Below are 25,008 nucleotides of genomic sequence, written 5' to 3'. Positions count from 1 at the left end.
CGCGGACGAAACACCGTCATGGATATGGTGTTCGCATGGAGCAGAGCCCGACGGCGGACCCCGCCTCGCCCGCCGCAGCAGCGGTCGGCGAGCCCCTGGTCGTCGTATCCCACGTCAACAAGCACTTCGGGGACCTCCACGTCCTCAAGGACATCTCGACCACGGTGAACCGCGGCGAGGTCGTCGTCGTCATCGGCCCCAGCGGGTCCGGCAAGTCCACGCTGTGCCGCGCGATCAACCGCCTCGAGACCATCGACGACGGCACCATCACCATCGACGGCGAGGACCTGCCGTCCGAGGGCGCCGAGCTCGCGCGCCTCCGCGCCGACGTCGGCATGGTGTTCCAGTCCTTCAACCTCTTCGCGCACAAGACCGTGCTCGAGAACGTGACCCTCGGCCCCATCAAGGTGCGCAAGAAGGGCAAGGCCGAGGCGGAGAAGCGGGCGATGGAGCTCCTCGACCGCGTCGGCGTCGCGAACCAGGCGCAGAAGATGCCCGCCCAGCTCTCCGGCGGCCAGCAGCAGCGCGTCGCCATCGCCCGCGCGCTGGCGATGGACCCGAAGCTGATCCTCCTCGACGAGCCCACCTCCGCGCTCGACCCCGAGATGATCACCGAGGTCCTCGACGTCATGGTCGGCCTCGCCAAGGACGGCATGACGATGATGGTCGTCACCCACGAGATGGGCTTCGCGCGCAAGGCGGCGGACCGCGTGATCTTCATGGCCGACGGCGCCATCGAGGAGGACACCACCCCGCAGGCGTTCTTCGACGACCCGCAGAGCCCGCGCGCGCAGGACTTCCTCTCGAAGATCCTCGCCCACTGACGCGCGGACGGGCCGCCCGAGCCGCCCGTCCGCCGCATCCGGACGCCGCCGAGGCAGGCGCGTCCGGGCGCCCGCACGACCCGCACCACCGCACGACCCGCACCACGCGCGACACGTCGCATCCGTCATCCACCTCACCAGCAGAGAAACGGGAACCATGAAGCACAGGAACCTCACCATCCTCGCGGCGGCCGCCGCGGTCGTCGTCGGCCTCACCGGCTGCGGCACCCCGGGCAGCGCGTCCGGCGGCGGCGTCGACGCCGGCACGAACGCCCCCGAGAACGGCGACGGCCCGTACAAGCTCGAGCTCGCGGAGAACCCGACCTTCGACGAGGGCACCACGATGGCGCGCCTCGCGGCGGCCGGCGAGATGAAGGTCGGCACCAAGTTCGACCAGCCGCTCTTCGGCCTCGCGGGCCTCGACGGCAAGCCCGCCGGCTTCGACGTCGCCATCGCGGCGCTCGTCGCCAGCAAGATGGGCATCCCGTTCGACGGGATCGACTTCACGGAGACGGTGTCCGCCAACCGCGAGCCCTTCATCCAGAACGGCTCGGTCGACGCGGTCGTGGCGACCTACACGATCAACGACAAGCGCAAGGAGGTCGTGGGCTTCGCGGGACCGTACTACGTCGCCGGCCAGGCGCTCATGGTGCTCGCGGACGACACGACCATCAAGACGCCGGAGGACGTCCGCGGCAAGCAGGTCTGCTCGGTCGCCGGATCCACTCCCGCCGCGAACATCGAGGCCACGTTCGGCGCGGTCGTCGTGCCGACCGACGTGTACAGCAAGTGCCTCGACCCGCTGCGCAACGGCCAGGTGTCCGCGGTCACGACCGACAACGTGATCCTCTCCGGCTTCATCGACCAGAACGAGGGCGAGTTCAAGCTCGTCGGCGACGGCGAGACCTTCACCGAGGAGCCCTACGGCATCGGCGTCGCCAAGGACGACGAGGCCTTCCGCACCTTCATCAACGACACGCTGCAGGAGGCCTACGACGACGGCACCTGGGCGCGCCTGTTCGAGGCGACGGCCGGCACGGTCATCGAGACGCCGCAGCCGCCGGCGATCGACCGCTACTAGTCCCACCGGGTCCCGCGTGCGCTGACCGCGCGCGCGGGACCCTCCCTCGTCCGGGTGCCCGAGCGCCCGGATCCGCCCGTCGTCCGGTCCGCCGGACGCATCATCCAGGAGGTGTGCCGTGGACGTGATCCTCGACAATCTCGACGTGTTCCTGCGGGGCTTCGGCGGCACGCTGCGCCTGCTCGGCCTCACCGTGCTGTTCGCCCTCCCGCTCGGGGTCGTGATCGCCGCGATGAGGATCTCGCCCGTAGCGAGCCTCCGCGCCACCTCCACCGTGTACGTCGAGCTGCTGCGGAACACGCCGCTGCTCCTCGTCTTCACGTTCTTCAGCGTCGTGATCACGTCGATCTCGGGCGCGCTGCCGTTCATGACGGCCGCGGTGCTCGCGCTCACGCTCTACACGGCGCCGTTCTTCGCCGAGGCGATCCGCTCGGGCATCAACAGCGTGCCGGTCGGCCAGGCCGAGGCCGCGCGGAGCATCGGGCTGACGTTCTCGCAGACGCTCGGGCACGTGATCCTGCCGCAGGCGCTCCGGACGGTCGTGCCGCCGCTGATCAACGTGGTCATCGCGCTCACGAAGAACACGTCCATCGCGGGCGCGTACTTCATCTACGAGCTGTTCAACGTGGGCCGCGACGTCGCGAACGCCAACGGGAACGCGGTCGTCTGGGTGTTCGTGGGCGTCGCGTTCTTCTACCTCATCATCACGGTCCCGCTCGGCCAGCTGGCGGACCACCTCGAGAAGCGAGTGGCGGTCTCCCGATGAGCCAGGTCCTCTACGACGTCCCCGGGCCCCGCGCCCGCCGGCGGTCGCGCATCCTCTCCGTCGTCACGGGCGTCGTCCTCGTGGCGGTGCTCGCCTTCGCCGCCGTGAAGCTGCAGCAGGCCGGCCAGTTCAGCGCCGAGCGCTGGCTCGTGCTCAACGACCCGCTCGTGTGGGGCCTGCTCCTGCAGGGGCTGTGGGTGGTCCTCCAGTCGGCCGCGGTCGCCGCCGTCCTCGCGATCCTCCTCGGCATGGTGCTGGCCCTCCTCCGGATGAGCGAGCACCGGGTCGTGCGCTACGCCGTCACGGTGGTGCTCGAGTTCTTCCGGGGCATGCCGGTGCTGCTGATGATGCTGTTCATCTACCTGATCTTCCCCATCGGCCCGTACTGGTCGGTGGTGACGGCGCTCGCGCTCTACAACGGCGCGATCATCGGCGAGGCGCTGCGCTCCGGCATCCTCGGGCTGCCGCGCGGCCAGCGCGAGGCGGGCCTCGCCATCGGGCTGCGGCCGCTGCAGAACCGGCTGCTCGTCGAGTTCCCGCAGGCGTTCCGCACGATGCTGCCGATCATCGTCGCCCAGCTCGTGGTGCTCATCAAGGACACCGCGCTCGGCACCATCGTGAGCCTCGTCGGCCTCACGAAGCAGGGCGAGCTGATCCTCGAGGCCACGAGCCGCGCCAACTCGCTGCCGATCTTCGTGGTGATGGTGGGCATGTACCTCGTGCTCAACCTCACGGTGTCGACCATCGCGCGGCGCCTCGCCCGCAAGCGCGGACCGCGCGTCGCGAAGACCGTCGCGGTCGGGACCTCGCAGGGGGCCTAGCCGCTCCGCGGGGCGCTCTCCCCGCCACCCGTCACGGGCCCGTCGCGTGCGCGCGGCGGGCCCGTCGTGCGTCCTCGCCGGGGCGGGTCGCGTCCCGTCCGATCGGTAGACTCGGGCCTCATGTCCGAACCCCAGATCTCCGAGGAGAGCGTCGCCTCCGCCGTGGACGAGGCGATGGCCGCGCTCGCCGCGACCACCGACTCCGCGTCGCTCACGCAGGCGCGCTCCGCCCACATCGGCGAGGCCTCGCCGCTCGCCCGGCTGAACGGATCGCTCCGCTCGCTGCCGCCCGCCGAGCGGAAGGACGCCGGCAAGCTCGTCGGCCAGTCGCGCGCCCGCGTCACGCAGGCGTTCCAGGCGCGCGAGGCGGAGATCCAGGAGCAGGAGGCCGCCGAGCGCCTCGTCGCCGAGGCCGTCGACGTCACCGCGCTCCCGAGCCGCTGGCGGGCCGGCGCCCGCCACCCGCTCACCATGCTCGAGGAGCGCATCGCCGACATCTTCGTCGGGATGGGCTGGCAGGTGAACGAGGGCCCCGAGCTCGAGAGCGAGTGGTTCAACTTCGACGCGCTCAACTTCCCGCCGGACCACCCGGCGCGCGCGATGCAGGACTCCTTCTACGTGGATCCGACCGACGCGCACCTGGTGCTCCGCACGCACACGTCGCCCGTGCAGATCCGCACGCTGCTCGCCGACGCGCTGCCGGTCTACACGATCGCGCAGGGCCGCACCTTCCGCAGCGACGAGCTCGACGCGACCCACACGCCGGCGTTCCGCCAGGTCGAGGGCATCGCGATCGACCGCGGCCTCACCATGGCCCACCTGCGCGGCACGCTCGAGCACTTCGCGCGGTCGATGTTCGGGGAGGACGCGCGCATCCGGCTCCGCCCCAACTACTTCCCCTTCACCGAGCCGAGCGCCGAGATGGACGTCTGGCACCCGGCCGCCGCGGGCGGACCCCGCTGGATCGAGTGGGGCGGCTGCGGCATGGTGAACCCGAACGTGCTGCGCTCGGCGGGCATCGACCCCGACGAGTACCAGGGCTTCGCGTTCGGCATGGGCACCGAGCGCACCCTCATGTTCCGCAACGACCTCTCCGACATGCGCGACATCGTCGAGGGCGACATCCGGTTCGGCGCGCAGTTCGGGATGGTGGTGTAGTCGTGAGGATCCCGATCAGCTGGCTCGGCGAGCACGTCGAGCTCCCCGCGGGCGTCGCGCCCGAGGACGTCCACGCCGCCCTCGTCCAGGTGGGCCTCGAGGAGGAGGACGTGCACGCGTTCTCGATCTCCGGCCCCGTCGTCGTCGGGCAGGTGCTCGAGGCGACCCCCGAGCCCCAGACCAACGGCAAGACCATCAACTGGTGCTCCGTCCGCGTCGCGCCCGAGGGCGCCACGGCGGCCGACGGCGGCGGGGACGTGCGCGGCATCGTCTGCGGCGCGCACAACTTCCGTGTAGGCGACAAGGTCGTGGTGAGCCTGCCCGGCGCGGTGCTCCCCGGCCCGTTCCCCATCAGCGCGCGGAAGACCTACGGCCACGTGTCCGACGGCATGATCGCGTCGGCGCGCGAGCTCGGCCTGGGGGAGGAGCACGACGGCATCCTCGTGCTCTCCTCGCTCGGCCTCGACCCCGAGGTCGGCACCGACGCGCTCGCGCTCCTGCACCTCGACGACCGCGCGGTGGAGGTCAACGTCACTCCCGACCGCGGCTACGCGTTCTCGATCCGCGGCATCGCCCGCGAGTACGCCCACGCCACGGGCGCCCGGTTCACCGACCCCGCCGACGCGCTCGCGCTGCTCGCGGCCGACGCGCCCGTCCAGGGCGTCGAGGTGCGCGTCGACGACGCCGCCCCGATCCGCGGCCGCGTCGGCGCCGACGTCTTCGTCACGCGCGTCGTCTCCGGCCTCGACGTGTCGCGGCCCACGCCGCCGTGGATGGTGTCGCGGCTCACGCTCGCGGGCGTCCGCTCCATCTCGCTCGTGGTCGACGTCACCAACCACGTCATGCTCGAGCTCGGCCAGCCCATCCACGCGTACGACCTCGACCGGCTGCAGGGCGGTCTCGTCGTGCGTCGCGCCGCCGAGGGCGAGACGCTCGTGACGCTGGACGGGCGCGAGCGCGCGCTCCACGTCGAGGACCTCGTCGTCGCCGACGACTCCGGGCCCGTCGGGCTCGCGGGCGTCATGGGCGGGGCGTCCACCGAGGTCGGCGCGGGCACCACGCGCGTGCTGATCGAGGCGGCCGGCTTCGAGCCGGTCTCCATCGCGCGCACGGCCCGTCGCCACAAGCTGCCGAGCGAGGCGTCCAAGCGCTTCGAGCGCGGCGTCGACCCGGCGATCGCGCCCGCCGCCGCGGCGCGCGTCGTGCAGCTCCTCGAGGAGCTCGCCGGCGGGCACGCGGAGGGCCTCGGCTCGATCCTCGACACGACCGCGCCGCCCGCCGCCATCGAGCTGCCGCTCGGCTACCCCGCGTCGCTCGTGGGCGTCGACTACACCGCCGACGAGGTGCGCCACGCGCTCGCCGACGTGGGCTGCGCGCTCGAGGAGCGCGACGGCGTCCTCCTCGTCACGCCCCCCACGTGGCGTCCCGACCTGCGCCACCGCGCGGACCTCGTGGAGGAGGTCGCGCGCATCGTCGGCTACGACCGCATCCCGGCCGTGCTGCCCGTCGCGCCCCCCGGCCGCGGGCTCACGACGGCGCAGCGCTTCCGTCGCCAGGCCTCCATCGCGCTCGCCGCGAGCGGGCTCACCGAGGTCATGGGCTCGCCCTTCGCGTCGGAGGCGCAGAACGCGCGCTTCGGCGCGGCCGACCGCGACGACGCCCCCGCGGTCCGGCTCGCCAACCCGCTCGACGTCGCCTTCCCGCTGCTCCGGCGCTCGCTGCTGCCCGGGCTCGTCGACATCGCGCGGCGCAACCTGTCGCGCGGAGCCACCGACCTGGCGCTCTTCGAGACCGGCACGGTGTTCCTGCCGTCGGCGGGCGTCGCGTACGGGTCCCCGGAGATGCCCCCGGGCGCCGCCCGTCCCGACGCGGAGACGCTGCGCGCGCTCGACGCGGGCATCCCGCCGCAGCCGCGGCACCTCGGCGTGCTGATCCTCGGCGACGCCGTGCCCAAGCAGCCGGGCACGCCCGCGCAGCGCGCGGGGCTCGTCGACGCGCTCGACGCGGTCCGGCAGCTCGCGCACGCGGTGGGCGTCGAGATCCGCTTCGAACAGGGCGTCCACGGCGCCATGCACCCGGGCCGCACGGCCGCGGTCGAGGTCGTCACGGCGGACGGGCCGGTCATCGTCGGATTCGCGGGGGAGCTCCTGCCCGCGCTCGCGGCCGAGCTCGACCTGCCCGAGCGCGTCGCGCTCGCCGAGGTCGACCTCGACCGGGTCGTCGCGCTCGCCGGCGGCACCGTGGAGGTGCGCACGCTCACCTCGATGCCCGTCGCCACGCAGGACCTCAGCCTCGTCGTGCCGCTCGAGATCCCGGCCGGGGAGATCCTCCGCACGGTGGTCGAGGGCGCGGGCGACCTGCTCGAGACCGCGCGGCTCGTCGACGACTACCGCGGCCCGGGCGTGGATGCGGGCACCCGCTCGCTCACGTTCGCGCTCCGCTTCCGGGCTCCCGACCGCACGCTCACCGCGGCCGAGGCCAGCGAGGCGCGCGACGGATCCGTGCGGCTCGCCGCCGACCGCTTCGGCGCCGCGCTCCGCGAGTAGCGGGCCCGCGGCAGCTCCGGTCCGCGCGGGCGGGTCCTCCCCAGGGAGGGCCCGCCCGCGCGTGCGTCCGGCGCCCCTCTCCCGGCGGGGCCCCGTCGGCACCGGCGGTAGGTTTGAGGCATGTCATTCTCAGTCGCCGTCGCGGGGGCCAGCGGCTACGCGGGCGGGGAGCTCCTCCGCCTGCTCGCCGGCCACCCGCAGCTCGAGGTCACGACGCTCACCGCCTTCCAGAACGCGGGCGAGCGGCTGCGCCAGGTGCACCCGCACCTCACGTCGTACGCCGACCGCACGTTCGTCGAGACGACGGCCGGGCAGCTCGCCGGCCACGACGTCGTCTTCCTCGCGCTGCCGCACGGCAAGTCCGGCGCGATCACGGCCGAGCTCGACGACTCCACGCTCGTGGTCGACTGCGGCGCCGACCACCGCCTCGTCGACGAGGCCGCGTGGGACGCCTTCTACGGCGGCGACTTCGCGGGCGCCTGGCCCTACGGCCTTCCCGAGCTGCTGCACGCGGGCGAGGGCGGCACCCAGCGCACGCGCCTCTCCGGCGTGAAGCGCATCGCGGTGCCCGGCTGCAACGTCACGGCCATCACGCTCGGGCTGCAGCCCGGCATCCGCGCGGGCGTCATCGAGCCGGAGGACATCGTCGCGGTGCTCGCGGTCGGCCCGTCCGGCGCCGGGCGCTCGCTCCGCACGAACCTCCTGGCGAGCGAGATCCTCGGATCCGCGAGCGCCTACGCGGTCGGCGGCACGCACCGGCACACGCCGGAGATCCGCCAGAACCTGGAGGCGGCGGGAGGCCGGCACGTGAGCGTCTCGTTCACGCCCGTCCTCGTGCCCATGGCGCGGGGGATCCTCGCCACGGCCACCGCGCGCCTCGCACCCGGGGCATCCGCCCACGACGTGCGCGCCGCGTGGGAGTCCGCCTACGCCGACGAGCCGTTCGTGCACCTGCTGCCGGAGGGGTCGTTCCCGGCCGTGTCCGACGTCACGGGCTCGAACACCGCTCTCGTCGGCCTCGCGGTCGACGAGGCCGCGGGCCGCGTCGTCTCGGTCACCGCCATCGACAACCTGGTCAAGGGCACGGCGGGCGCCGCCATCCAGTCCGCCAACATCGCGCTCGGGCTCCCCGAGCACCTCGGCCTCCCGGTGGACGGGGTGGCCCCGTGAGCGTCACCGCCGCACGCGGCTTCGTCGCCGGAGGGGTCGCCGCCGGCCTCAAGTCCACGGGCGCGCTCGACGTCGCCCTCGTCCGCAACATCGGCCCGTCGCAGGCCGCGGCAGCCGTGTTCACGAGCAACCGCTGCCAGGCGAACCCCATCCTCTGGTCGCGCCAGGTCATGAGCGACGGGCGCGTGAGCGCGGTCGTCCTCAACTCCGGCGGCGCCAACTGCTACACGGGATCCCGCGGGTTCCAGGTCACGCATGCCACCGCCGAGGCGGTCGGCCGCGCGCTCGACGTCTCCAGCGGCGACGTGCTCGTCTGCAGCACGGGCCTCATCGGCGAGCAGCTCCCGCTCGACAAGCTCGAGGACGGCGTGGCCCGCGTGGCCGTCGCGCTCGGGGAGGGCGGCGGGGACGACGCGGCCCGCGCCATCATGACCACCGACACCAAGCCCAAGCAGTCGGTCCGCGCGTCCGGCGCCGGCTGGACCGTGGGCGGCATGGCCAAGGGCGCGGGCATGCTGGCGCCGGGACTCGCGACGATGCTCGTCGTGATCACCACCGACGCCGACCTCGACGCCGCCGCGCTCGACGCCGCGCTGCGCGAGGCCACCCGCGTCACGTTCGACCGGCTCGACTCGGACGGCTGCATGTCCACGAACGACCAGGTCACGCTCCTGGCTTCGGCGGCATCCGGCGTGGTGCCCGACGCCGCCGAGTTCCAGGCCGCGCTCACCGCGGTGTGCGCGGACCTCGCCGCGCAGCTGCAGGCCGACGCCGAGGGGGCGTCCCACGACATCGCCATCGAGGTCGTGCACGCGGCCTCCGACGACGACGCCGTCGAGGTCGGCCGCGCGGTCGCCCGCAGCAACCTCTTCAAGGCCGCCGTGTTCGGCAACGACCCCAACTGGGGCCGGGTGCTCGCCGCCGTCGGCACGACGGGCGCCGCGTTCGACCCCTACGGCATCGACGTCGCCATCAACGGCGTCGAGGTGTGCCGCGCGGGCGAGCCGCACGAGAGCCGCGACCTGGTCGACCTCCACCCGCGCGCCGTGCACGTCCTGATCGACCTGCACGCGGGCGACGCGACGGCGACCATCCTCACCAACGACCTCACGCACGACTACGTGCACGAGAACAGCGCGTACGCCAGCTGATGGCGGGCGCAGACGGGACGGACGTGACCGCCATCACGCAGGACGCCGCGGAGCGCGACCAGGCGCAGGCCGAGTCGAAGGCCGCGACGCTCATCGAGTCGCTGTCGTGGCTGCAGCGCTTCCACGACCGCATCGTGGTCGTGAAGTTCGGCGGCAACGCCATGGTCGACGAGGAGCTCACGCGCACCTTCGCCGAGGACGTCGTCTACCTCCGCTACGCCGGGCTCCGGCCCGTCGTCGTGCACGGCGGCGGCCCGCAGATCAGCGCGATGCTCACCCGCCTCGGCATCGAGAGCGAGTTCCGCGGGGGATACCGCGTGACGACCCCCGAGGTCCTCGAGGTCGTGCGCATGGTGCTCACCGGCCAGGTCAGCCGCGACGTCGTCCGCGGCATCAACGCGCACGGCCCGCTCGCGGCCGCCGTCTCCGGCGAGGACGCGGGCCTGTTCACCGGGCGCCGGCGCGGCGCGGTCGTCGACGGCGTCGAGGTCGACCTCGGCCTCGTGGGCGACGTGGTGTCCGTGGATCCCACCGCCGTGCTCGCGCAGCTCGACGCGGGCCGCATCCCGGTCGTCTCCTCCATCGCGCCCGACGAGTCCGATCCCGCCGTGTCGCTCAACGTCAACGCCGATGCCGCGGCCGCCGCGCTCGCCGTGGCGCTCGGCGCCGAGAAGCTCGTCATCCTCACCGACGTCGCCGGCCTCTACCGCGACTGGCCCGACCGCGGATCGCTCGTCTCCGACATCCGCGCGGACGAGCTCCGCGCCCTGCTGCCGTCGCTCGAGTCGGGCATGATCCCGAAGATGGCCGCGTGCCTCGAGGCCGTCGACGGCGGAGTGCCCAAGGCCGCCATCATCGACGGCCGCATCCCGCACTCGATGCTCCTGGAGATCTTCACCACGAACGGAATCGGAACGGAGGTCGTGCCCGCATGACCACGACCCAGCCAGAGCGGCGCACCACGCAGACCGAGAGCGAGTGGTCCGACCGCTTCCAGGCCGCGATGATGCGCTCGTCCCCGCCGCCGCTCGCCATGCTCGTGCGCGGCGAGGGCTGCCGCGTGTGGGACTCGACCGGACGCGAGTACCTCGACTTCCTCGCCGGCATCGCCGTCAACTCGCTCGGGCACGCGCACCCGGCGCTCATCCGCGCGGTCACCGAGCAGGTGTCGACGCTCGCGCACGTCTCCAACTACTTCGCGACGCCGCCGCAGATCGCGCTCGCCGAGCGCCTCCGCCGCATCACGGGCGCGGGCGACACGGGCCGCGTCTACTTCGGCAATTCGGGCGCCGAGGCGAACGAGGCGGCCTTCAAGCTCGCGCGCCGCAACGGATCCGCGCGGCGCACGCGCGTCATCACGCTGCAGGGCTCCTTCCACGGCCGCACGATGGGGGCGCTCGCGCTCACCGGGCAGCCGGCGCTGCAGGCGCCGTTCCTCCCGCTGCCCGGCGGCGTCGAGCACATCGCGCCCACGATGGAGGCGCTCGAGGCCGCGATCGACGACACCGTCCAGGCGCTCATCCTCGAGCCGATCCAGGGCGAGGCCGGCGTCGTCGACCTCCCGGAGGGCTTCCTCCGGCGCGCGCGTGAGCTCACGCGCGAGCACGGCGCGCTGCTCGTCCTCGACGAGATCCAGACGGGCGTTGGTCGCACCGGCCGCTGGTTCGCCTACGAGCACGAGGGCGTGCGGCCGGACGCGGTCACCATCGCCAAGGGCATCGCGGGCGGCGTCCCCATCGGGGCGCTCGTGGCCTTCGACGCGGCGGCCGACCTCCTGCAGAAGGGCCAGCACGGATCCACGTTCGGCGGCAACCCGCTCGCCACGGCCGCGGGGAACGCGGTCCTCGCGGAGATCGAGGACGCGGGGCTCGTGGAGAACGCCGCCCGTCGCGGCGAGGAGATCCGCGCCGCCATCACCGGCCTCGGGTCGCCGCTCATCGCCGAGGTCCGCGGTCGCGGCCTCCTCATCGGCGTCGGCCTCCACCACGAGGACGGCGGGCGCATCGCGGCGGCCGCGCTCGGCGAGGGGCTCATCATCAACGCGCCCAACGCCCGCAGCCTCCGCATCGCGCCGCCGCTCATCGTCGGCGACGCCGAGGTGCGCGACTTCCGCGAGCGGTTCGGTCGCGCGCTGGCGCACCTGCGCTGATCCCCGGGCGGCGGGGAGCGGGGCGGACCCGCACCCCGCCCGGCGTCCGGCCGGCGCCCCCGCGCGGGGCCGCCGCCGGACCGGACGGCCCCCGCACGTCCCCTAGGCTTGACCGATCCCGAGTCCCCCGAGAGCGAGCGATGCGATGACCCGCCACTTCCTGCGCGACGACGACCTGAGCCCGGCCGAGCAGGCCGAGGTGCTCGATCTGGCGGTGCAGCTCAAGCGCGAGCGATGGTCCGAGCGGCCCCTCGCCGGCCCGCAGACCGTCGCCGTCATCTTCGACAAGTCCTCGACCCGCACGCGCGTCTCCTTCGCGGTCGGCATCGCGGACCTCGGCGGCGTGCCGCTCATCATCAGCACCGCCAACAGCCAGCTGGGCGGCAAGGAGACCGCGAGCGACACCGCGCGCGTGCTCGAGCGCCAGGTCGCCGCCATCGTCTGGCGCACCTACGGGCAGGCGGGCCTCGAGGAGATGGCCGCGGGCACGACGGTCCCCGTCGTCAACGCGCTGTCCGACGACTTCCACCCCTGCCAGCTGCTGGCCGACCTGCTCACCATCCGGGAGCACCGCGGCGACCCCGCCGGCCAGACCCTCACCTTCCTCGGCGACGGCGCCTGCAACATGGCGCAGTCCTACCTGCTCGCCGGCGCCACCGCGGGCATGCACGTCCGCATCGCGGCGCCCCCCGGCTACGTGCCGTCGGAGTCCGTCGTGGCGGATGCCGAGCGCATCGCCGCGTCCACCGGCGGCTCGGTCCGCGTCCTCACGGATCCGGTCGAGGCCGTCACCGGCGCCGACGTCGTGGTCACCGACACCTGGGTGTCGATGGGCCGCGAGGAGGAGAAGGCCGTGCGGCTCGCCGAGCTCGGCGCGTACCAGGTCACGACCGAGCTCATGGCGCACGCGGTCGACGACGCGATCTTCCTGCACTGCCTGCCCGCCGACCGCGAGTACGAGGTGGCCTCCGAGGTCATCGACGGCCCGCGATCGGTGGTCTGGGACGAGGCGGAGAACCGCCTGCACGCCCAGAAGGCCCTGCTCGTCTGGCTCCTCCGCCAGGCGTAGCGCCCGCACACCTCAGACATCTCAGCAACGGAAACGGAGAACGGCATGGCCGAACGCGTGGTACTGGCATATTCCGGCGGACTCGACACCTCGGTCGGCATCGGCTGGCTCAAGGACGCGACCGGCAAGGAGGTCGTGGCCCTCGCGGTCGACGTCGGCCAGGGCGGCGAGGACATGGAGGTCATCCGGCAGCGCGCCCTCGACTGCGGCGCGGTCGAGGCCGTCGTCGTGGATGCGAAGGACGAGTTCGCGGACGACTACATCGTCCCGGCGCTCAAGGCCAACGCGCTCTACCAGAAGCGCTACCCGCTGGTCTCGGGCCTCAGCCGCCCGCTGATCGCCAAGCACCTCGCCCGCGTCGCCCACGAGCTCGGCGCGAACAGCGTCGCGCACGGCTGCACGGGCAAGGGCAACGACCAGGTGCGCTTCGAGGCCGCCGTCGCGGCGCTCGCGCCCGACCTCACCTCCATCGCGCCCGTCCGCGACCTCGCCCTCACGCGCGACAAGGCCATCGTCTACGCGAACGAGCACGACCTGCCCATCGAGCAGAGCAAGAAGAGCCCGTACTCGATCGACAAGAACGTCTGGGGCCGCGCGGTCGAGACCGGCTTCCTCGAGGACCCGTGGAACGGCCCCATCGAGGACCTCTACGAGTACACCCAGGACCCCGACGTGCTGCGCGAGGCGACCGAGGTCACCATCACGTTCGAGGCCGGCGTCCCCGTCGCCATCGACGGCGTGCGCTACTCGCCGCTGCGCATCGTGCAGGAGCTGAACGCCGCCGCCGGCGCGCACGGCATCGGCCGCATCGACGTCGTCGAGGACCGCCTCGTCGGCATCAAGAGCCGCGAGGTCTACGAGGCCCCCGCGGCCATGACGCTCATCGAGGCGCACGAGGAGCTCGAGTCCCTCACCATCGAGCGCGACCTCGGTCGCTACAAGCGCGGCGTCGAGAAGGACTGGGCGAACCTCGTCTACGACGGCCTCTGGTTCTCCGGCCTCAAGCGCTCGCTCGACGCGTTCATCGAGGACTCGCAGCGTCACGTCTCCGGCGACATCCGCATGACGCTCCGGGGCGGTCGCGCGGTCGTCACGGGACGCCGCAGCGACACGAGCCTGTACGACTTCGACCTGGCCACCTACGACACGGGCGACACCTTCGACCAGTCGCTGTCGAAGGGTTTCATCGAGCTGTGGTCGCTGCCGAGCAAGATCTCGGCGCGCCGCGACCTCGCCGTGGAGCAGGCCGCGCTGGCCGCCGACGACGCGGCGTCCGCGTCCGCGCCCGCCGCGGAGTAGCCGCATGACCGAGAGCACGGATCCGTCCTCCCGGGCGGGCGAGGCGGGCGCCCTCTGGGGCGGCCGCTTCGCCGGCGGTCCGTCGCCCGAGCTCGTCGCGCTCAGCCGCTCGACGCACTTCGACTGGCAGCTGGCGCCGTACGACATCGCCGGATCCCGGGCGCACGCCCGTGCCCTCGCGGCGGCCGGCTACCTGTCGGACGCGGAGCGGCAGGCCATGCTGCAGGCGCTCGACACGCTGGAGGGCCGCGTCGCGTCGGGTGAGCTCGTCGCGTCCGAGGCCGACGAGGACGTGCACGGCGCCCTCGAGCGCGGCCTCATGGACATCGCCGGTCCCGAGCTCGGCGGCAAGCTCCGCGCGGGCCGCAGCCGCAACGACCAGATCGCGACGCTCGTGCGCATGTACCTGCGCGACCACGCCGCGACCATCCATGCGATGCTCGTGCAGCTGGTGGACGCGCTGGCCGCGCAGGCGGAGGCCGCGGGCGGCGCGATCATGCCCGGCCGCACGCACCTGCAGCACGCGCAGCCCGTGCTGCTCGCGCACCACCTGCTCGCGCACTGCTGGCCGCTCGTCCGCGACCTCGAGCGCCTGGCCGACTGGGACGCGCGCGCCGATGTGTCGCCCTACGGATCCGGCGCCCTCGCGGGCTCGACCCTCGGTCTCGACGCCGGGGCCGTCGCCCGCGACCTCGGCTTCGCCCGCAGCTCCGAGAACTCCATCGACGGCACGGCCGCCCGCGACGTCGTGGCCGAGTTCGCCTTCGTGCTCGCGCAGGTCGGCATCGACCTCTCGCGGCTGAGCGAGGAGATCATCCTCTGGAACACGCGCGAGTTCGGGTTCGTCACCTTGAGCGACTCGTACTCGACCGGGTCGTCGATCATGCCGCAGAAGAAGAACCCTGACATCGCCGAGCTGGCGCGCGGCAAGTCGGGGCGGCTCATCGGCAACCTCGCGGGGCTCCTCGCGACGCTGAAGGGCCTCCCGCTCGCGTACAACCGCGACCTGCAGGAGGACAAGGAGCCGGTGTTCGACTCGGTGCAGACCCTCGAGGTCCTGCTGCCGGCGTTCACCGGCATGATCGCGACCCTCCGCTTCGACGTCGACCGCATGGCCGAGCTCGCGCCGCAGGGCTTCTCGCTCGCTACGGACGTGGCCGAGTGGCTCGTCAAGCACCGCGTGGCCTTCCGCGACGCGCACGAGATCACGGGGGAGCTCGTGAAGCTCGCCGAGTCGCGCGGCGTCGGCCTGGAACAGCTCTCCGACGACGACCTGCGGGGCGTCTCGCCGTACCTCGTGCCCGAGGTCCGCGAGGTGCTGGGCATCGAGGGGTCCGTGGCGAGCCGGGACGGGGTGGGTGGAACCGCCCGCGTCCGCGTCGACGAGCAGCGCGCCGAGCTGGTGCGCCGCGTCGCCGAGCTCCGCTCCCGGGCGGATGCGGTGGCGGAGCGCCGGGCGGCGGCCTCGGGGGGCGCGTCCGCATGACGCTCTCGGACGGCCGGCGCCCGGAGCGCCCCGAGCCGCGTCACCGATGGCTGCTGCCGCTCGTGGTCGGCCTGGCCGTCGCGGTGCTCGTCTTCGTCGTGGTCGTCGCGAGCCTCAACGGCGAGCTGATCTGATCCGCGCGTGAGCGACCTCGTGCTCCTCGCCGGCGACGCGGTCGACGTGGCGCCCGCCCTCCTGGGAGCCGTGCTGTCGCGCGATTCCGAGGAGGGCCGCGTCTCCGTCCGCATCACGGAGGTGGAGGCGTACCGCGGCGTCGGCGAGGACCCGGGGTCGCACTCCTTCCGCGGGAAGCGCGCGCGGAACGCGACGATGTTCGGCCCCGCCGGGCGCCTCTACGCGTACTTCAGCTACGGGATGCACACGTGCGCGAACGTCGTGTGCGGGCCCGAGGGCACGAGCGCGGGCGTCCTGCTCCGCGCCGGCGAGGTCGTCGAGGGAGCGGACATCGCCCGGATCCGTCGAGGCGCGGCCGTCCGCGACCGCGACCTGGCGCGCGGCCCCGCGCGCCTGGCGGTGGCGCTCGGCATCCCGCTGGCCGACGACGGGGCGCCCCTCGACGCGGCGCCCTACGCCCTGGTCCTCCCCGCGGTCCCGCTGGCGCTGCCCGCCTCGGGCCCGCGCGTCGGGGTGTCGGGTCCCGGAGGGTCGGGGGAGCTCTTCCCCTGGCGGTTCTGGATCCCCGGCGACCCGACGGTCTCGCCGTACCGGGCGCACGTCCCGCGGGTCCGCCGCTGAGCCTGACCCGGCCGGGCCGGGCCCGGCCGCGTCAGCGGACGACGAGCACGACGGCCGCGCAGCTCGCCGCCCACAGCCAGCTGACGAGCGTGCCGATGATGAAGCGCTCGCGCGCCTCCGCGGCCTCGCCCAGCTCGGAGAAGCGGCCCACCCCCTTGATCGCGATCACGACCGCGAGCGCCTCGGGGTAGCCCGCGAGGATCACGGCCACGACGGCGAGCCGCTCGAGCATGCCGATGGTCGCCCCGCCGCGCAGCACCTCGCGCGTGGGGCGGCGGAGCGCCGACGGGTCGTCGTCCTGCCCGCGCGGCGCGACGAGGATCCCGCCGAACGCACCCGGCGGCACCGATCCGCGCGTGGCGGAGGCGAGCACGACGGTGGACGCGGATCCGCCGCCCAGCACCGCGAGCACGACCGCCGCGATCCCGAGGTAGCCCACGACGAGCGGCGACGCCGGGCCGAGGAGCGCGAGGCCCAGCGCGAGGGCGGCCGCGAGCGCTCCGGCCGCGCCGACGACCGGGCCGGTGCGCGGCACCCGCGCGGACAGGATCGCCAGCACGAGGCTCGCGGTGACGAGCAGGCAGAGGCCGATCCAGGCGCCGACCTCCGCGGGCGTGCCCCCGGGGATCACGCGCGGCCTCCGTTGGCGGTCGACTTCGGATCCCCGGCGGACGCGCCCGCGTCGAGGTGCGCGAGCAGCGCCTCGAGCCCGGGGAGGGCGTCGCGCTCGGCGCGCCATGCGCTGGTGCGCAGCCGCGTGCTCACCGCCTGCGGGGTGATCCCGAGCGCCGCCGCGACGTCGCGCTGGGTCCCGCCGCCCGCCATGCGGTCGACGACGTCCCAGCCCTGGGGGGTGCGGCGGTCCCGGGTGAGCAGCAGCAGGGTGATGAGCGCCTCCACCTCGGCGGGACCGGGGAGGCCGCCCGCGGTGGGACCGGTGGAGGTACCGCCCGGCGCGTCGTCGTCGGTCGCCCGCGGGGACGGATCCCCGGCCTCCACCGCGAGGGCGAACCGGGTCGGGCTGCGCTTGGCGGCGGTGACGGCATCCCGGGCCGCGATGAAGGCCGGCCCGGTGGCCTCGCGCGTGGCGCGGGGGAGCGGCGTGCGCACCTCGCCGACGCCGAGACCCACGCTCCAGCGCCCGGCGCGCGTGAGCCGCAGGACGATGTCGAGCGCGGTGGCGGCGTCGGCGACGAGCGCCTGCACCTCGTCGCCGGAGGTGCGGTCGACCGGGAGGACGAGCCGCCCGTCGTAGCGCTCGGCGAGCTCGTCGCGCACGGTGCCCGCGCGGTCGACGTCCCGGCGGCTCGACTTCTGGTCGGCGGTGATGGCGAACACGGGACCCCCTCCGCGCCGACGGACGCGTCGGCGCACATCAAAGCTAGGCACTTGATCTCCCCCGATCAAGCCCTAAGGCCTGATCCGAGGACCGGCCCGTGGCTCGATCCTCCCGGCCACCACCGACAGCGCACCGACCCCGCGTCGTCCCCTGGCGGGCGGATCCGGCGGACGCGCGACGCGCTCCGCGGTCCCGACGGGACCCCGCTGATACCGTGTGCGGGTGCCCGACACCATCCCCGCCCACCTCTCCGCCCAGCGCAACGACCCGTCCTTCGCGGACGTGTGGGAGGAGATCGTCTGGCGCGGGTACGTGCAGGTCTCGACGGACCCGGAGGCGCTGAGGTCGCTGCTCGCGGGGCCGCCCATCACGTACTACTGCGGCTTCGACCCGACCGCTCCGAGCCTGCACCTCGGCAACCTGGTGCAGCTGCTGCTCATGCGCCGGCTCCAGCTGGCCGGCCATCGCCCGCTCGGGCTCGTGGGCGGGTCGACGGGCCTCATCGGCGACCCGAAGCCCACGGCAGAGCGCACGCTCAACTCCCCGGAGACCGTCGCCGACTGGGTGCGGCGACTCCAGGCGCAGGTGTCCTGGTTCCTCAGTCCGCAGGGGGACAACGGCGTGCGGATCGTCAACAACCTCGACTGGACCGCGCCGCTCAGCGCCATCGACTTCCTGCGGGAGGTGGGCAAGCACTTCCGGGTGGGCACGATGCTCAAGAAGGACGCGGTGAGCGCCCGCCTCAACTCGGACGAGGGCATCAGCTACACCGAGTTCAGCTACCAGATCCTCCAGGGGCTCGACTTCCGCGAGCTGTACCGCGCGCACGGCTGCGTGCTGCAGACCGGGGGCAGCGACCAGTGGGGGAACCTCACCAGCGGGACGGACCTCGTCCGACGCAGCGAGCGGGCCACCGTGCACGCGATCGGCACGCCGCTCATCACCAACTCGGATGGCACGAAGTTCGGCAAGAGCGAGGGCAACGCCGTCTGGCTCGACCCCGAGATCACGAGCCCTTACGCGTTCTACCAGTTCTGGCTCAACACCGAGGACGCCGACGTCGTCCACCGCCTGCGCGTGTTCACGTTCCTCGACCGAGCCCGGATCGAGGAGCTGGAGCGCGCCGTGGAGGCCGAGCCGTTCCGGCGCGCGGCCCAGCGCGAGCTGGCGTGGGAGGTCACGACCCTGGTGCACGGGCAGGCCGCGACCGAGTCCGCGATCGCGGCGTCGCAGGCGCTGTTCGGCCAGGGCGAGCTGACGGCCCTCGACGAGTCGACGCTCCGAGCCGCCCTGGGCGAGCTCCCGTCGGCCGAGCTCGCGCCCGGCACCACCGTCATCCAGGCCCTCATCGACACGGGTCTGGTCTCGAGCGCGGGGGAGGCCCGGCGGGCGATCGCGCAGGGCGGGGTGTACGTGAACAACGTCGCCGTCGGCGATGCGGGCGCGCTCGTGGACGATCTGCTGCACGGTCGCTTCGCCGTCATCCGACGGGGCAAGAAGACCCTCGCCGGCGTCACCGTGGCGTGAATGCGCCGTTGATCGGGTGATCTCCTCGGAGACCGTCGCGACACGCCCGGGATGCGGGTTGTTTTGCGGGGGTGGGGTGGTCCGCGTAATGTCTCCTCTTGTCGCCGGAACGGGCGGGAAGCGAAAAGCTTCCGGAGCTGTTCTGGCGGGTGATGATCCTGGTGAAACAGAAGTTGCCGCGGCTTACGGGTTGCGTGTGTACCACCAACTGAGCTAGGGTCTGATTCTGCTTCCGACGTGAGTGCTGGGCTGTTTGGTCTGGATCACTCCCACGGGGAGCGGTGGAGTGTGAGCTCCGATGGCTGGCTGTGATGGTCGGTGTCGGGAGCGTCCGTTCCTTGAGAACTCAACAGCGTGCACAATGTCAAATGCCAAATACCCGTGGCATCGTCCCTTTGGGATGGTGTCCGGATTCCTTTGGAAAACATTTAAACAAACAAGCAAGTCAGTAATGATTTGTTCTGTCGGTTTCAAACTTGCTGGTTCGTGTTCGATTCCCGTTCACGTCTGGCTTTAGATGTGCCGGCTGCTTTCGGGTGGTCGTGCGTTTAAGCATTTATGGAGAGTTTGATCCTGGCTCAGGACGAACGCTGGCGGCGTGCTTAACACATGCAAGTCGAACGGTGATGTCAGAGCTTGCTCTGGCGGATCAGTGGCGAACGGGTGAGTAACACGTGAGTAACCTGCCCCCGACTCTGGGATAACTGCTAGAAATGGTAGCTAATACCGGATATGACGACTGGCCGCATGGTCTGGTCGTGGAAAGAATTTCGGTTGGGGATGGACTCGCGGCCTATCAGGTTGTTGGTGAGGTAATGGCTCACCAAGCCTACGACGGGTAGCCGGCCTGAGAGGGTGACCGGCCACACTGGGACTGAGACACGGCCCAGACTCCTACGGGAGGCAGCAGTGGGGAATATTGCACAATGGGCGAAAGCCTGATGCAGCAACGCCGCGTGAGGGATGACGGCCTTCGGGTTGTAAACCTCTTTTAGTAGGGAAGAAGCGAAAGTGACGGTACCTGCAGAAAAAGCACCGGCTAACTACGTGCCAGCAGCCGCGGTAATACGTAGGGTGCAAGCGTTGTCCGGAATTATTGGGCGTAAAGAGCTCGTAGGCGGTTTGTCGCGTCTGCTGTGAAATCCCGAGGCTCAACCTCGGGTCTGCAGTGGGTACGGGCAGACTAGAGTGCGGTAGGGGAGATTGGAATTCCTGGTGTAGCGGTGGAATGCGCAGATATCAGGAGGAACACCGATGGCGAAGGCAGATCTCTGGGCCGTAACTGACGCTGAGGAGCGAAAGCATGGGGAGCGAACAGGATTAGATACCCTGGTAGTCCATGCCGTAAACGTTGGGAACTAGATGTGGGGACCATTCCACGGTCTCCGTGTCGCAGCTAACGCATTAAGTTCCCCGCCTGGGGAGTACGGCCGCAAGGCTAAAACTCAAAGGAATTGACGGGGGCCCGCACAAGCGGCGGAGCATGCGGATTAATTCGATGCAACGCGAAGAACCTTACCAAGGCTTGACATATACCGGAAACATGCAGAGATGTGTGCCCCGCAAGGTCGGTATACAGGTGGTGCATGGTTGTCGTCAGCTCGTGTCGTGAGATGTTGGGTTAAGTCCCGCAACGAGCGCAACCCTCGTTCTATGTTGCCAGCACGTAATGGTGGGAACTCATAGGAGACTGCCGGGGTCAACTCGGAGGAAGGTGGGGATGACGTCAAATCATCATGCCCCTTATGTCTTGGGCTTCACGCATGCTACAATGGCCGGTACAAAGGGCTGCGATACCGCAAGGTGGAGCGAATCCCAAAAAGCCGGTCTCAGTTCGGATTGAGGTCTGCAACTCGACCTCATGAAGTCGGAGTCGCTAGTAATCGCAGATCAGCAACGCTGCGGTGAATACGTTCCCGGGCCTTGTACACACCGCCCGTCAAGTCATGAAAGTCGGTAACACCCGAAGCCAGTGGCCTAACCGCAAGGGAGGAGCTGTCGAAGGTGGGATCGGTGATTAGGACTAAGTCGTAACAAGGTAGCCGTACCGGAAGGTGCGGCTGGATCACCTCCTTTCTAAGGAGCATGTGCACCTCTCCTCTGTATACAGGGAGATCAAGGGTGCCAAGTCACGCGTCAGGCGTTCGTCCTGGCGGTGGCGCTCATGGGTGGAACATTGACATTGATGCCGGCTGATTCGTCGTGCTGCTAGTACGCCTCCTTGTGGGGTGGGAACGTGGTGCGGGGTGTCGAGGGCATGTTGCACGCTGTTGGGTCCTGAGGGACCGGGCCGCACCTTCGGGTGTGTCTGGTTTCTTGTCGGACCCTTTCCGTCGTCCCTGAGTGGATGGTGGTGGGGTACCGCCCGTATATTGAGAACTACACAGTGGACGCGAGCATCTTAGATTCACCGGTTTTCCGGTGGATCACAAAGATCTATTTATAGATCATTGGTCAATTCTGTCTCCTCTAGGGGAGGCGAAACGATTCAATCTCATGTGATTTCAAGATTCTAAGAGCAAACGGTGGATGCCTTGGCATCTGGAGCCGAAGAAGGACGTATAAATCTGCGATAAGCCTCGGGGAGCTGATAATAGAGCTTTGATCCGAGGATCTCCGAATGGGGAAACCCCGCCAGGCCCTTTGGGTGACCTGGTGACTCCCGCCTGAATATATAGGGCGGGTAGAGGGAACGTGGGGAAGTGAAACATCTCAGTACCCACAGGAAGAGAAAGCAAAAGCGATTCCGTTAGTAGTGGCGAGCGAAACCGGAAGAGGCCAAACCGATCATGTGTGATATCCGGTAGGAGTTGCATGGTCGGGGTTGCGGGACTTTCCGTACAGTTCTACCGAGCTGTGAGGGCAATGAGCGCGATATAGACGAATGGTCTTGAAAGGCCAGTCATAGAGGGTGCGAACCCCGTAGTCGAAATGTCGTCGCCTGTCCGGAGAGTATCCCAAGTAGCACGGGGCCCGTGAAATCCCGTGTGAATCTGTCAGGACCACCTGATAAGCCTAAATACTCCCAGATGACCGATAGCGGACAAGTACCGTGAGGGAAAGGTGAAAAGTACCCCGGGAGGGGAGTGAAATAGTACCTGAAACCGTTTGCTTACAAACCGTTGGAGCACCCTTGTTGGTGTGACAGCGTGCCTTTTGAAGAATGAGCCTGCGAGTTAGTGATATGTGGCGAGGTTAACCCGTGAGGGGCAGCCGTAGCGAAAGCGAGTCTTAATAGGGCGTATGAGTCGCATGTTCTAGACCCGAAGCGAAGTGATCTATCCATGGCCAGGTTGAAGCGACGGTAAGACGTCGTGGAGGACCGAACCCACTTCAGTTGAAAATGGAGGGGATGAGCTGTGGATAGGGGTGAAAGGCCAATCAAACTTCGTGATAGCTGGTTCTCTCCGAAATGCATTTAGGTGCAGCGTTGCGTGTTTCTTGCCGGAGGTAGAGCTACTGGATGGACGATGGGCCCCAAAAGGTTACTGACTTCAGCCAAACTCCGAATGCCGGTAAGTGAGAGCGCAGCAGTGAGACGGTGGGGGATAAGCTTCATCGTCGAGAGGGAAACAACCCAGACCACCATCTAAGGTCCCTAAGCGCGTGCTAAGTGGGAAAGGATGTGGAGTTGCATAGACAACCAGGAGGTTGGCTTAGAAGCAGCCACCCTTGAAAGAGTGCGTAATAGCTCACTGGTCAAGTGATTCCGCGCCGACAATGTAACGGGGCTCAAGCACGCCACCGAAGTTGTGGCATTTATATTACAGGCAGGCCTTCGTGGTCCAGCCGTATGGATGGGTAGGAGAGCGTCGTGTGGCCAGCGAAGCGGCGGTGTGAACCAGCCGTGGAGGCCACACGAGTGAGAATGCAGGCATGAGTAGCGAAAGACGGGTGAGAAACCCGTCCTCCGAAAGACCAAGGGTTCCAGGGCCAGGCTAATCCGCCCTGGGTAAGTCGGGACCTAAGGCGAGGCCGACAGGCGTAGTCGATGGACAACGGGTTGATATTCCCGTACCGATGAAGAACCGCCCAAGACAATCCAGTAATGCTAAGTGTCTGAATCCTTGATTCGATCCCTTCGGGGTGACGGTCTTGGCCTAGCACACGACCCTACGCTGGGGCGTTTAGCGTATTAACAGGTGTGACGCAGGAAGGTAGCTGAGCCGGGCGATGGTTGTCCCGGTCTAAGGATGTAGGGCAGAAGATAGGCAAATCCGTCTTCTATGTAGCCTGAGACCCGATGGGTAGTCCTCACGGACGAAATCAGTGATCCTATGCTGCCGAGAAAAGCATCGACGCGAGGTTCCAATCGCCCGTACCCCAAACCGACTCAGGTGGTCAGGTAGAGAATACTAAGGAGATCGAGAGAATCGTGGTTAAGGAACTCGGCAAAATGCCCCCGTAACTTCGGGAGAAGGGGGGCCTGAGGCGTGTAGGGATTTACTCCTGAAGCGTTTGAAGGCCGCAGAGACCAGTGGGAAGCGACTGTTTACTAAAAACACAGGTCCGTGCTAAGTCGCAAGACGATGTATACGGACTGACGCCTGCCCGGTGCTGGAAGGTTAAGAGGAACGGTTAGCACGCAAGTGCGAAGCTGAGAATTTAAGCCCCAGTAAACGGCGGTGGTAACTATAACCATCCTAAGGTAGCGAAATTCCTTGTCGGGTAAGTTCCGACCTGCACGAATGGCGTAACGACTTCCCAGCTGTCTCAACCGCGAACTCGGCGAAATTGCACTACGAGTAAAGATGCTCGTTACGCGCAGCAGGACGGAAAGACCCCGTGACCTTTACTACAGCTTGGTATTGGTGTTCGGTGTGGCTTGTGTAGGATAGGTGGGAGACTGTGAAGCTCGGACGCTAGTTCGGGTGGAGTCATTGTTGAAATACCACTCTGGTCACTCTGGATATCTAACTTCGAACCGTAATCCGGTTCAGGGACAGTGCCTGGTGGGTAGTTTAACTGGGGCGGTTGCCTCCTAAAGAGTAACGGAGGCGCCCAAAGGTTCCCTCAACCTGGTTGGTAATCAGGTGTCGAGTGTAAGTGCACAAGGGAGCTTGACTGTGAGACTGACAAGTCGAGCAGGGACGAAAGTCGGGACTAGTGATCCGGCAGTGGCTTGTGGAAGCGCTGTCGCTCAACGGATAAAAGGTACCTCGGGGATAACAGGCTGATCTTGCCCAAGAGTCCATATCGACGGCATGGTTTGGCACCTCGATGTCGGCTCGTCGCATCCTGGGGCTGGAGTAGGTCCCAAGGGTTGGGCTGTTCGCCCATTAAAGCGGTACGCGAGCTGGGTTTAGAACGTCGTGAGACAGTTCGGTCCCTATCCGCTGCGCGCGTAGGAAATTTGAGAAGATCTATCCCTAGTACGAGAGGACCGGGATGGACGAACCTCTGGTGTGTCAGTTGTTCCGCCAGGAGCACCGCTGATTAGCTACGTTCGGAACGGATAACCGCTGAAAGCATCTAAGCGGGAAGCCGGCTTCGAGATGAGATTTCCATCCCTTTTAGGGTGAAGGCTCCCGGCTAGACTACCGGGTTGATAGGCAGGATGTGGAAGCGAGGACTAAAGACTCGTGGAGCTGACCTGTACTAATAAGCCGATATCTTGAAAACACTTTGCTTGCGTCCACTATGTGGTTCCCGATATACGGTCGGGTATCAATTGAACAACCAGCTTGACTGGTCGATTCATCACAGATTTCATGCCCTTTGTGGGTGTGTATGAGGTGTTTCGGCGGCCATAGCGAGAGGGAAACGCCCGGTCACATTCCGAACCCGGAAGCTAAGACTCTCAGCGCCGATGGTACTGCAGGGGGGACCCTGTGGGAGAGTAGGACACCGCCGGACTTAACTTGGG

The 25,008-nt window shown here is 69.2% G+C and carries 18 protein-coding genes and 3 rRNA genes; 19 read left to right on the top strand and 2 right to left on the bottom strand.

The window, feature by feature from the left end:
- The first annotated feature begins 35 nt into the window (after positions 1-35).
- From FGG90_RS06250 to FGG90_RS06180, 15 genes are all read left to right on the top strand, one after another.
- Positions 36-824, top strand: a complete 789-nt coding sequence (locus FGG90_RS06250) for an amino acid ABC transporter ATP-binding protein (RefSeq protein ID WP_094129135.1) — start codon at positions 36-38, stop codon at positions 822-824.
- Between the two features lie 157 nt (positions 825-981).
- Positions 982-1,905, top strand: coding sequence for a glutamate ABC transporter substrate-binding protein (locus tag FGG90_RS06245; RefSeq protein WP_094129138.1), 924 nt, complete (start codon positions 982-984; stop codon positions 1,903-1,905).
- Between the two features lie 118 nt (positions 1,906-2,023).
- The gene (locus FGG90_RS06240; protein WP_086516347.1) at positions 2,024-2,671 is read left to right on the top strand and encodes an amino acid ABC transporter permease; all 648 of its coding nucleotides are present in this window, start codon (positions 2,024-2,026) and stop codon (positions 2,669-2,671) included.
- The gene (locus tag FGG90_RS06235; protein WP_094129141.1) at positions 2,668-3,492 is read left to right on the top strand and encodes an amino acid ABC transporter permease; all 825 of its coding nucleotides are present in this window, start codon (positions 2,668-2,670) and stop codon (positions 3,490-3,492) included. The genes FGG90_RS06240 and FGG90_RS06235 overlap by 4 nt, the downstream gene beginning before the upstream one ends.
- A gap of 120 nt (positions 3,493-3,612) precedes the next feature.
- Entirely contained in the window at positions 3,613-4,650 is a 1,038-nt protein-coding gene (gene pheS / locus FGG90_RS06230) for a phenylalanine--tRNA ligase subunit alpha (protein ID WP_094129145.1), read from the top strand.
- Between the two features lie 2 nt (positions 4,651-4,652).
- Complete coding sequence (pheT, locus tag FGG90_RS06225; protein ID WP_094129148.1) at positions 4,653-7,196, top strand: phenylalanine--tRNA ligase subunit beta; 2,544 nt, start codon at positions 4,653-4,655, stop codon at positions 7,194-7,196.
- 120 nt (positions 7,197-7,316) lie between these two features.
- Positions 7,317-8,366, top strand: coding sequence for an N-acetyl-gamma-glutamyl-phosphate reductase (argC, locus tag FGG90_RS06220; protein ID WP_094129152.1), 1,050 nt, complete (start codon positions 7,317-7,319; stop codon positions 8,364-8,366).
- Positions 8,363-9,517: a bifunctional glutamate N-acetyltransferase/amino-acid acetyltransferase ArgJ gene (gene argJ / locus FGG90_RS06215; protein WP_094129155.1), complete on the top strand. Its 1,155-nt coding sequence runs from the start codon at positions 8,363-8,365 to the stop codon at positions 9,515-9,517. Before argC ends, argJ begins: the two co-directional genes overlap by 4 nt.
- Positions 9,518-9,540: 23 nt before the next feature.
- Positions 9,541-10,452: an acetylglutamate kinase gene (argB, locus tag FGG90_RS06210; RefSeq protein ID WP_175345450.1), complete on the top strand. Its 912-nt coding sequence runs from the start codon at positions 9,541-9,543 to the stop codon at positions 10,450-10,452.
- Positions 10,449-11,666, top strand: coding sequence for an acetylornithine transaminase (locus FGG90_RS06205; RefSeq protein WP_094129161.1), 1,218 nt, complete (start codon positions 10,449-10,451; stop codon positions 11,664-11,666). Before argB ends, FGG90_RS06205 begins: the two co-directional genes overlap by 4 nt.
- A 145-nt stretch (positions 11,667-11,811) precedes the next feature.
- Positions 11,812-12,735: an ornithine carbamoyltransferase gene (gene argF / locus FGG90_RS06200; RefSeq protein WP_094129164.1), complete on the top strand. Its 924-nt coding sequence runs from the start codon at positions 11,812-11,814 to the stop codon at positions 12,733-12,735.
- 45 nt (positions 12,736-12,780) lie between these two features.
- A complete protein-coding gene (locus FGG90_RS06195; protein ID WP_094129167.1) occupies positions 12,781-14,034 on the top strand; it encodes an argininosuccinate synthase in 1,254 nt (417 codons plus the stop codon).
- A gap of 4 nt (positions 14,035-14,038) precedes the next feature.
- Positions 14,039-15,520, top strand: a complete 1,482-nt coding sequence (gene argH, locus FGG90_RS06190; protein WP_094129170.1) for an argininosuccinate lyase — start codon at positions 14,039-14,041, stop codon at positions 15,518-15,520.
- A complete protein-coding gene (locus tag FGG90_RS06185; RefSeq protein WP_165771395.1) occupies positions 15,517-15,654 on the top strand; it encodes a hypothetical protein in 138 nt (45 codons plus the stop codon). The genes argH and FGG90_RS06185 overlap by 4 nt, the downstream gene beginning before the upstream one ends.
- 7 nt (positions 15,655-15,661) lie before the next feature.
- Positions 15,662-16,276 carry a DNA-3-methyladenine glycosylase gene (locus tag FGG90_RS06180; RefSeq protein WP_094129172.1) on the top strand — a complete coding sequence of 205 codons (615 nt, stop codon included), beginning with the start codon at positions 15,662-15,664 and terminating at the stop codon, positions 16,274-16,276.
- A 31-nt stretch (positions 16,277-16,307) separates the two neighbouring features.
- On the opposite strand, the gene FGG90_RS06175 is transcribed toward FGG90_RS06180, so the two are convergent.
- Positions 16,308-16,907, bottom strand: coding sequence for a hypothetical protein (locus FGG90_RS06175; RefSeq protein WP_094129175.1), 600 nt, complete (start codon positions 16,905-16,907; stop codon positions 16,308-16,310).
- Positions 16,904-17,614, bottom strand: coding sequence for a DNA-binding protein (locus FGG90_RS06170; RefSeq protein ID WP_094129178.1), 711 nt, complete (start codon positions 17,612-17,614; stop codon positions 16,904-16,906). The genes FGG90_RS06175 and FGG90_RS06170 overlap by 4 nt, the downstream gene beginning before the upstream one ends.
- Positions 17,615-17,831: 217 nt before the next feature.
- Between FGG90_RS06170 and tyrS the strand changes: the two genes are divergently transcribed.
- The 4 genes from tyrS to rrf all read left to right on the top strand — a co-directional run bounded on the left by tyrS (position 17,832) and on the right by rrf (position 24,998).
- Positions 17,832-19,142 (top strand): tyrosine--tRNA ligase, encoded by a 1,311-nt coding sequence (gene tyrS, locus FGG90_RS06165; protein WP_094129181.1) that lies wholly within the window; start codon positions 17,832-17,834, stop codon positions 19,140-19,142.
- A 555-nt stretch (positions 19,143-19,697) separates the two neighbouring features.
- A 16S ribosomal RNA gene (locus tag FGG90_RS06160) occupies positions 19,698-21,218 on the top strand.
- 426 nt (positions 21,219-21,644) lie between these two features.
- A 23S ribosomal RNA gene (locus FGG90_RS06155) occupies positions 21,645-24,764 on the top strand.
- A gap of 117 nt (positions 24,765-24,881) precedes the next feature.
- A 5S ribosomal RNA gene (gene rrf / locus FGG90_RS06150) occupies positions 24,882-24,998 on the top strand.
- Together the 16S, 23S and 5S rRNA genes form the textbook arrangement of a ribosomal RNA operon.
- The last annotated feature ends 10 nt before the right edge of the window (positions 24,999-25,008 follow it).

It is taken from the genome of Clavibacter michiganensis subsp. tessellarius (assembly GCF_021922985.1).
Lineage (GTDB): Bacteria > Actinomycetota > Actinomycetes > Actinomycetales > Microbacteriaceae > Clavibacter > Clavibacter tessellarius.
The sequence above is the reverse complement of the archived record's forward strand: the minus strand, read 5'-3'. Positions and strand labels throughout refer to the sequence as shown.

Excerpts from the sequence above, each read along its gene's own strand:
- argH (WP_094129170.1), top strand. The coding sequence starts at position 14,039 with ATGACCGAGAGCACGGATCCGTCCTCCCGGGCGGGCGAGGCGGGCGCC.
- pheS (WP_094129145.1), top strand. The coding sequence starts at position 3,613 with ATGTCCGAACCCCAGATCTCCGAGGAGAGCGTCGCCTCCGCCGTGGAC.
- argC (WP_094129152.1), top strand. The coding sequence starts at position 7,317 with ATGTCATTCTCAGTCGCCGTCGCGGGGGCCAGCGGCTACGCGGGCGGG.
- FGG90_RS06185 (WP_165771395.1), top strand. The coding sequence starts at position 15,517 with ATGACGCTCTCGGACGGCCGGCGCCCGGAGCGCCCCGAGCCGCGTCAC.
- FGG90_RS06195 (WP_094129167.1), top strand. The coding sequence starts at position 12,781 with ATGGCCGAACGCGTGGTACTGGCATATTCCGGCGGACTCGACACCTCG.
- FGG90_RS06205 (WP_094129161.1), top strand. The coding sequence starts at position 10,449 with ATGACCACGACCCAGCCAGAGCGGCGCACCACGCAGACCGAGAGCGAG.
- FGG90_RS06250 (WP_094129135.1), top strand. The coding sequence starts at position 36 with ATGGAGCAGAGCCCGACGGCGGACCCCGCCTCGCCCGCCGCAGCAGCG.
- FGG90_RS06245 (WP_094129138.1), top strand. The coding sequence starts at position 982 with ATGAAGCACAGGAACCTCACCATCCTCGCGGCGGCCGCCGCGGTCGTC.
- FGG90_RS06235 (WP_094129141.1), top strand. The coding sequence starts at position 2,668 with ATGAGCCAGGTCCTCTACGACGTCCCCGGGCCCCGCGCCCGCCGGCGG.
- argF (WP_094129164.1), top strand. The coding sequence starts at position 11,812 with ATGACCCGCCACTTCCTGCGCGACGACGACCTGAGCCCGGCCGAGCAG.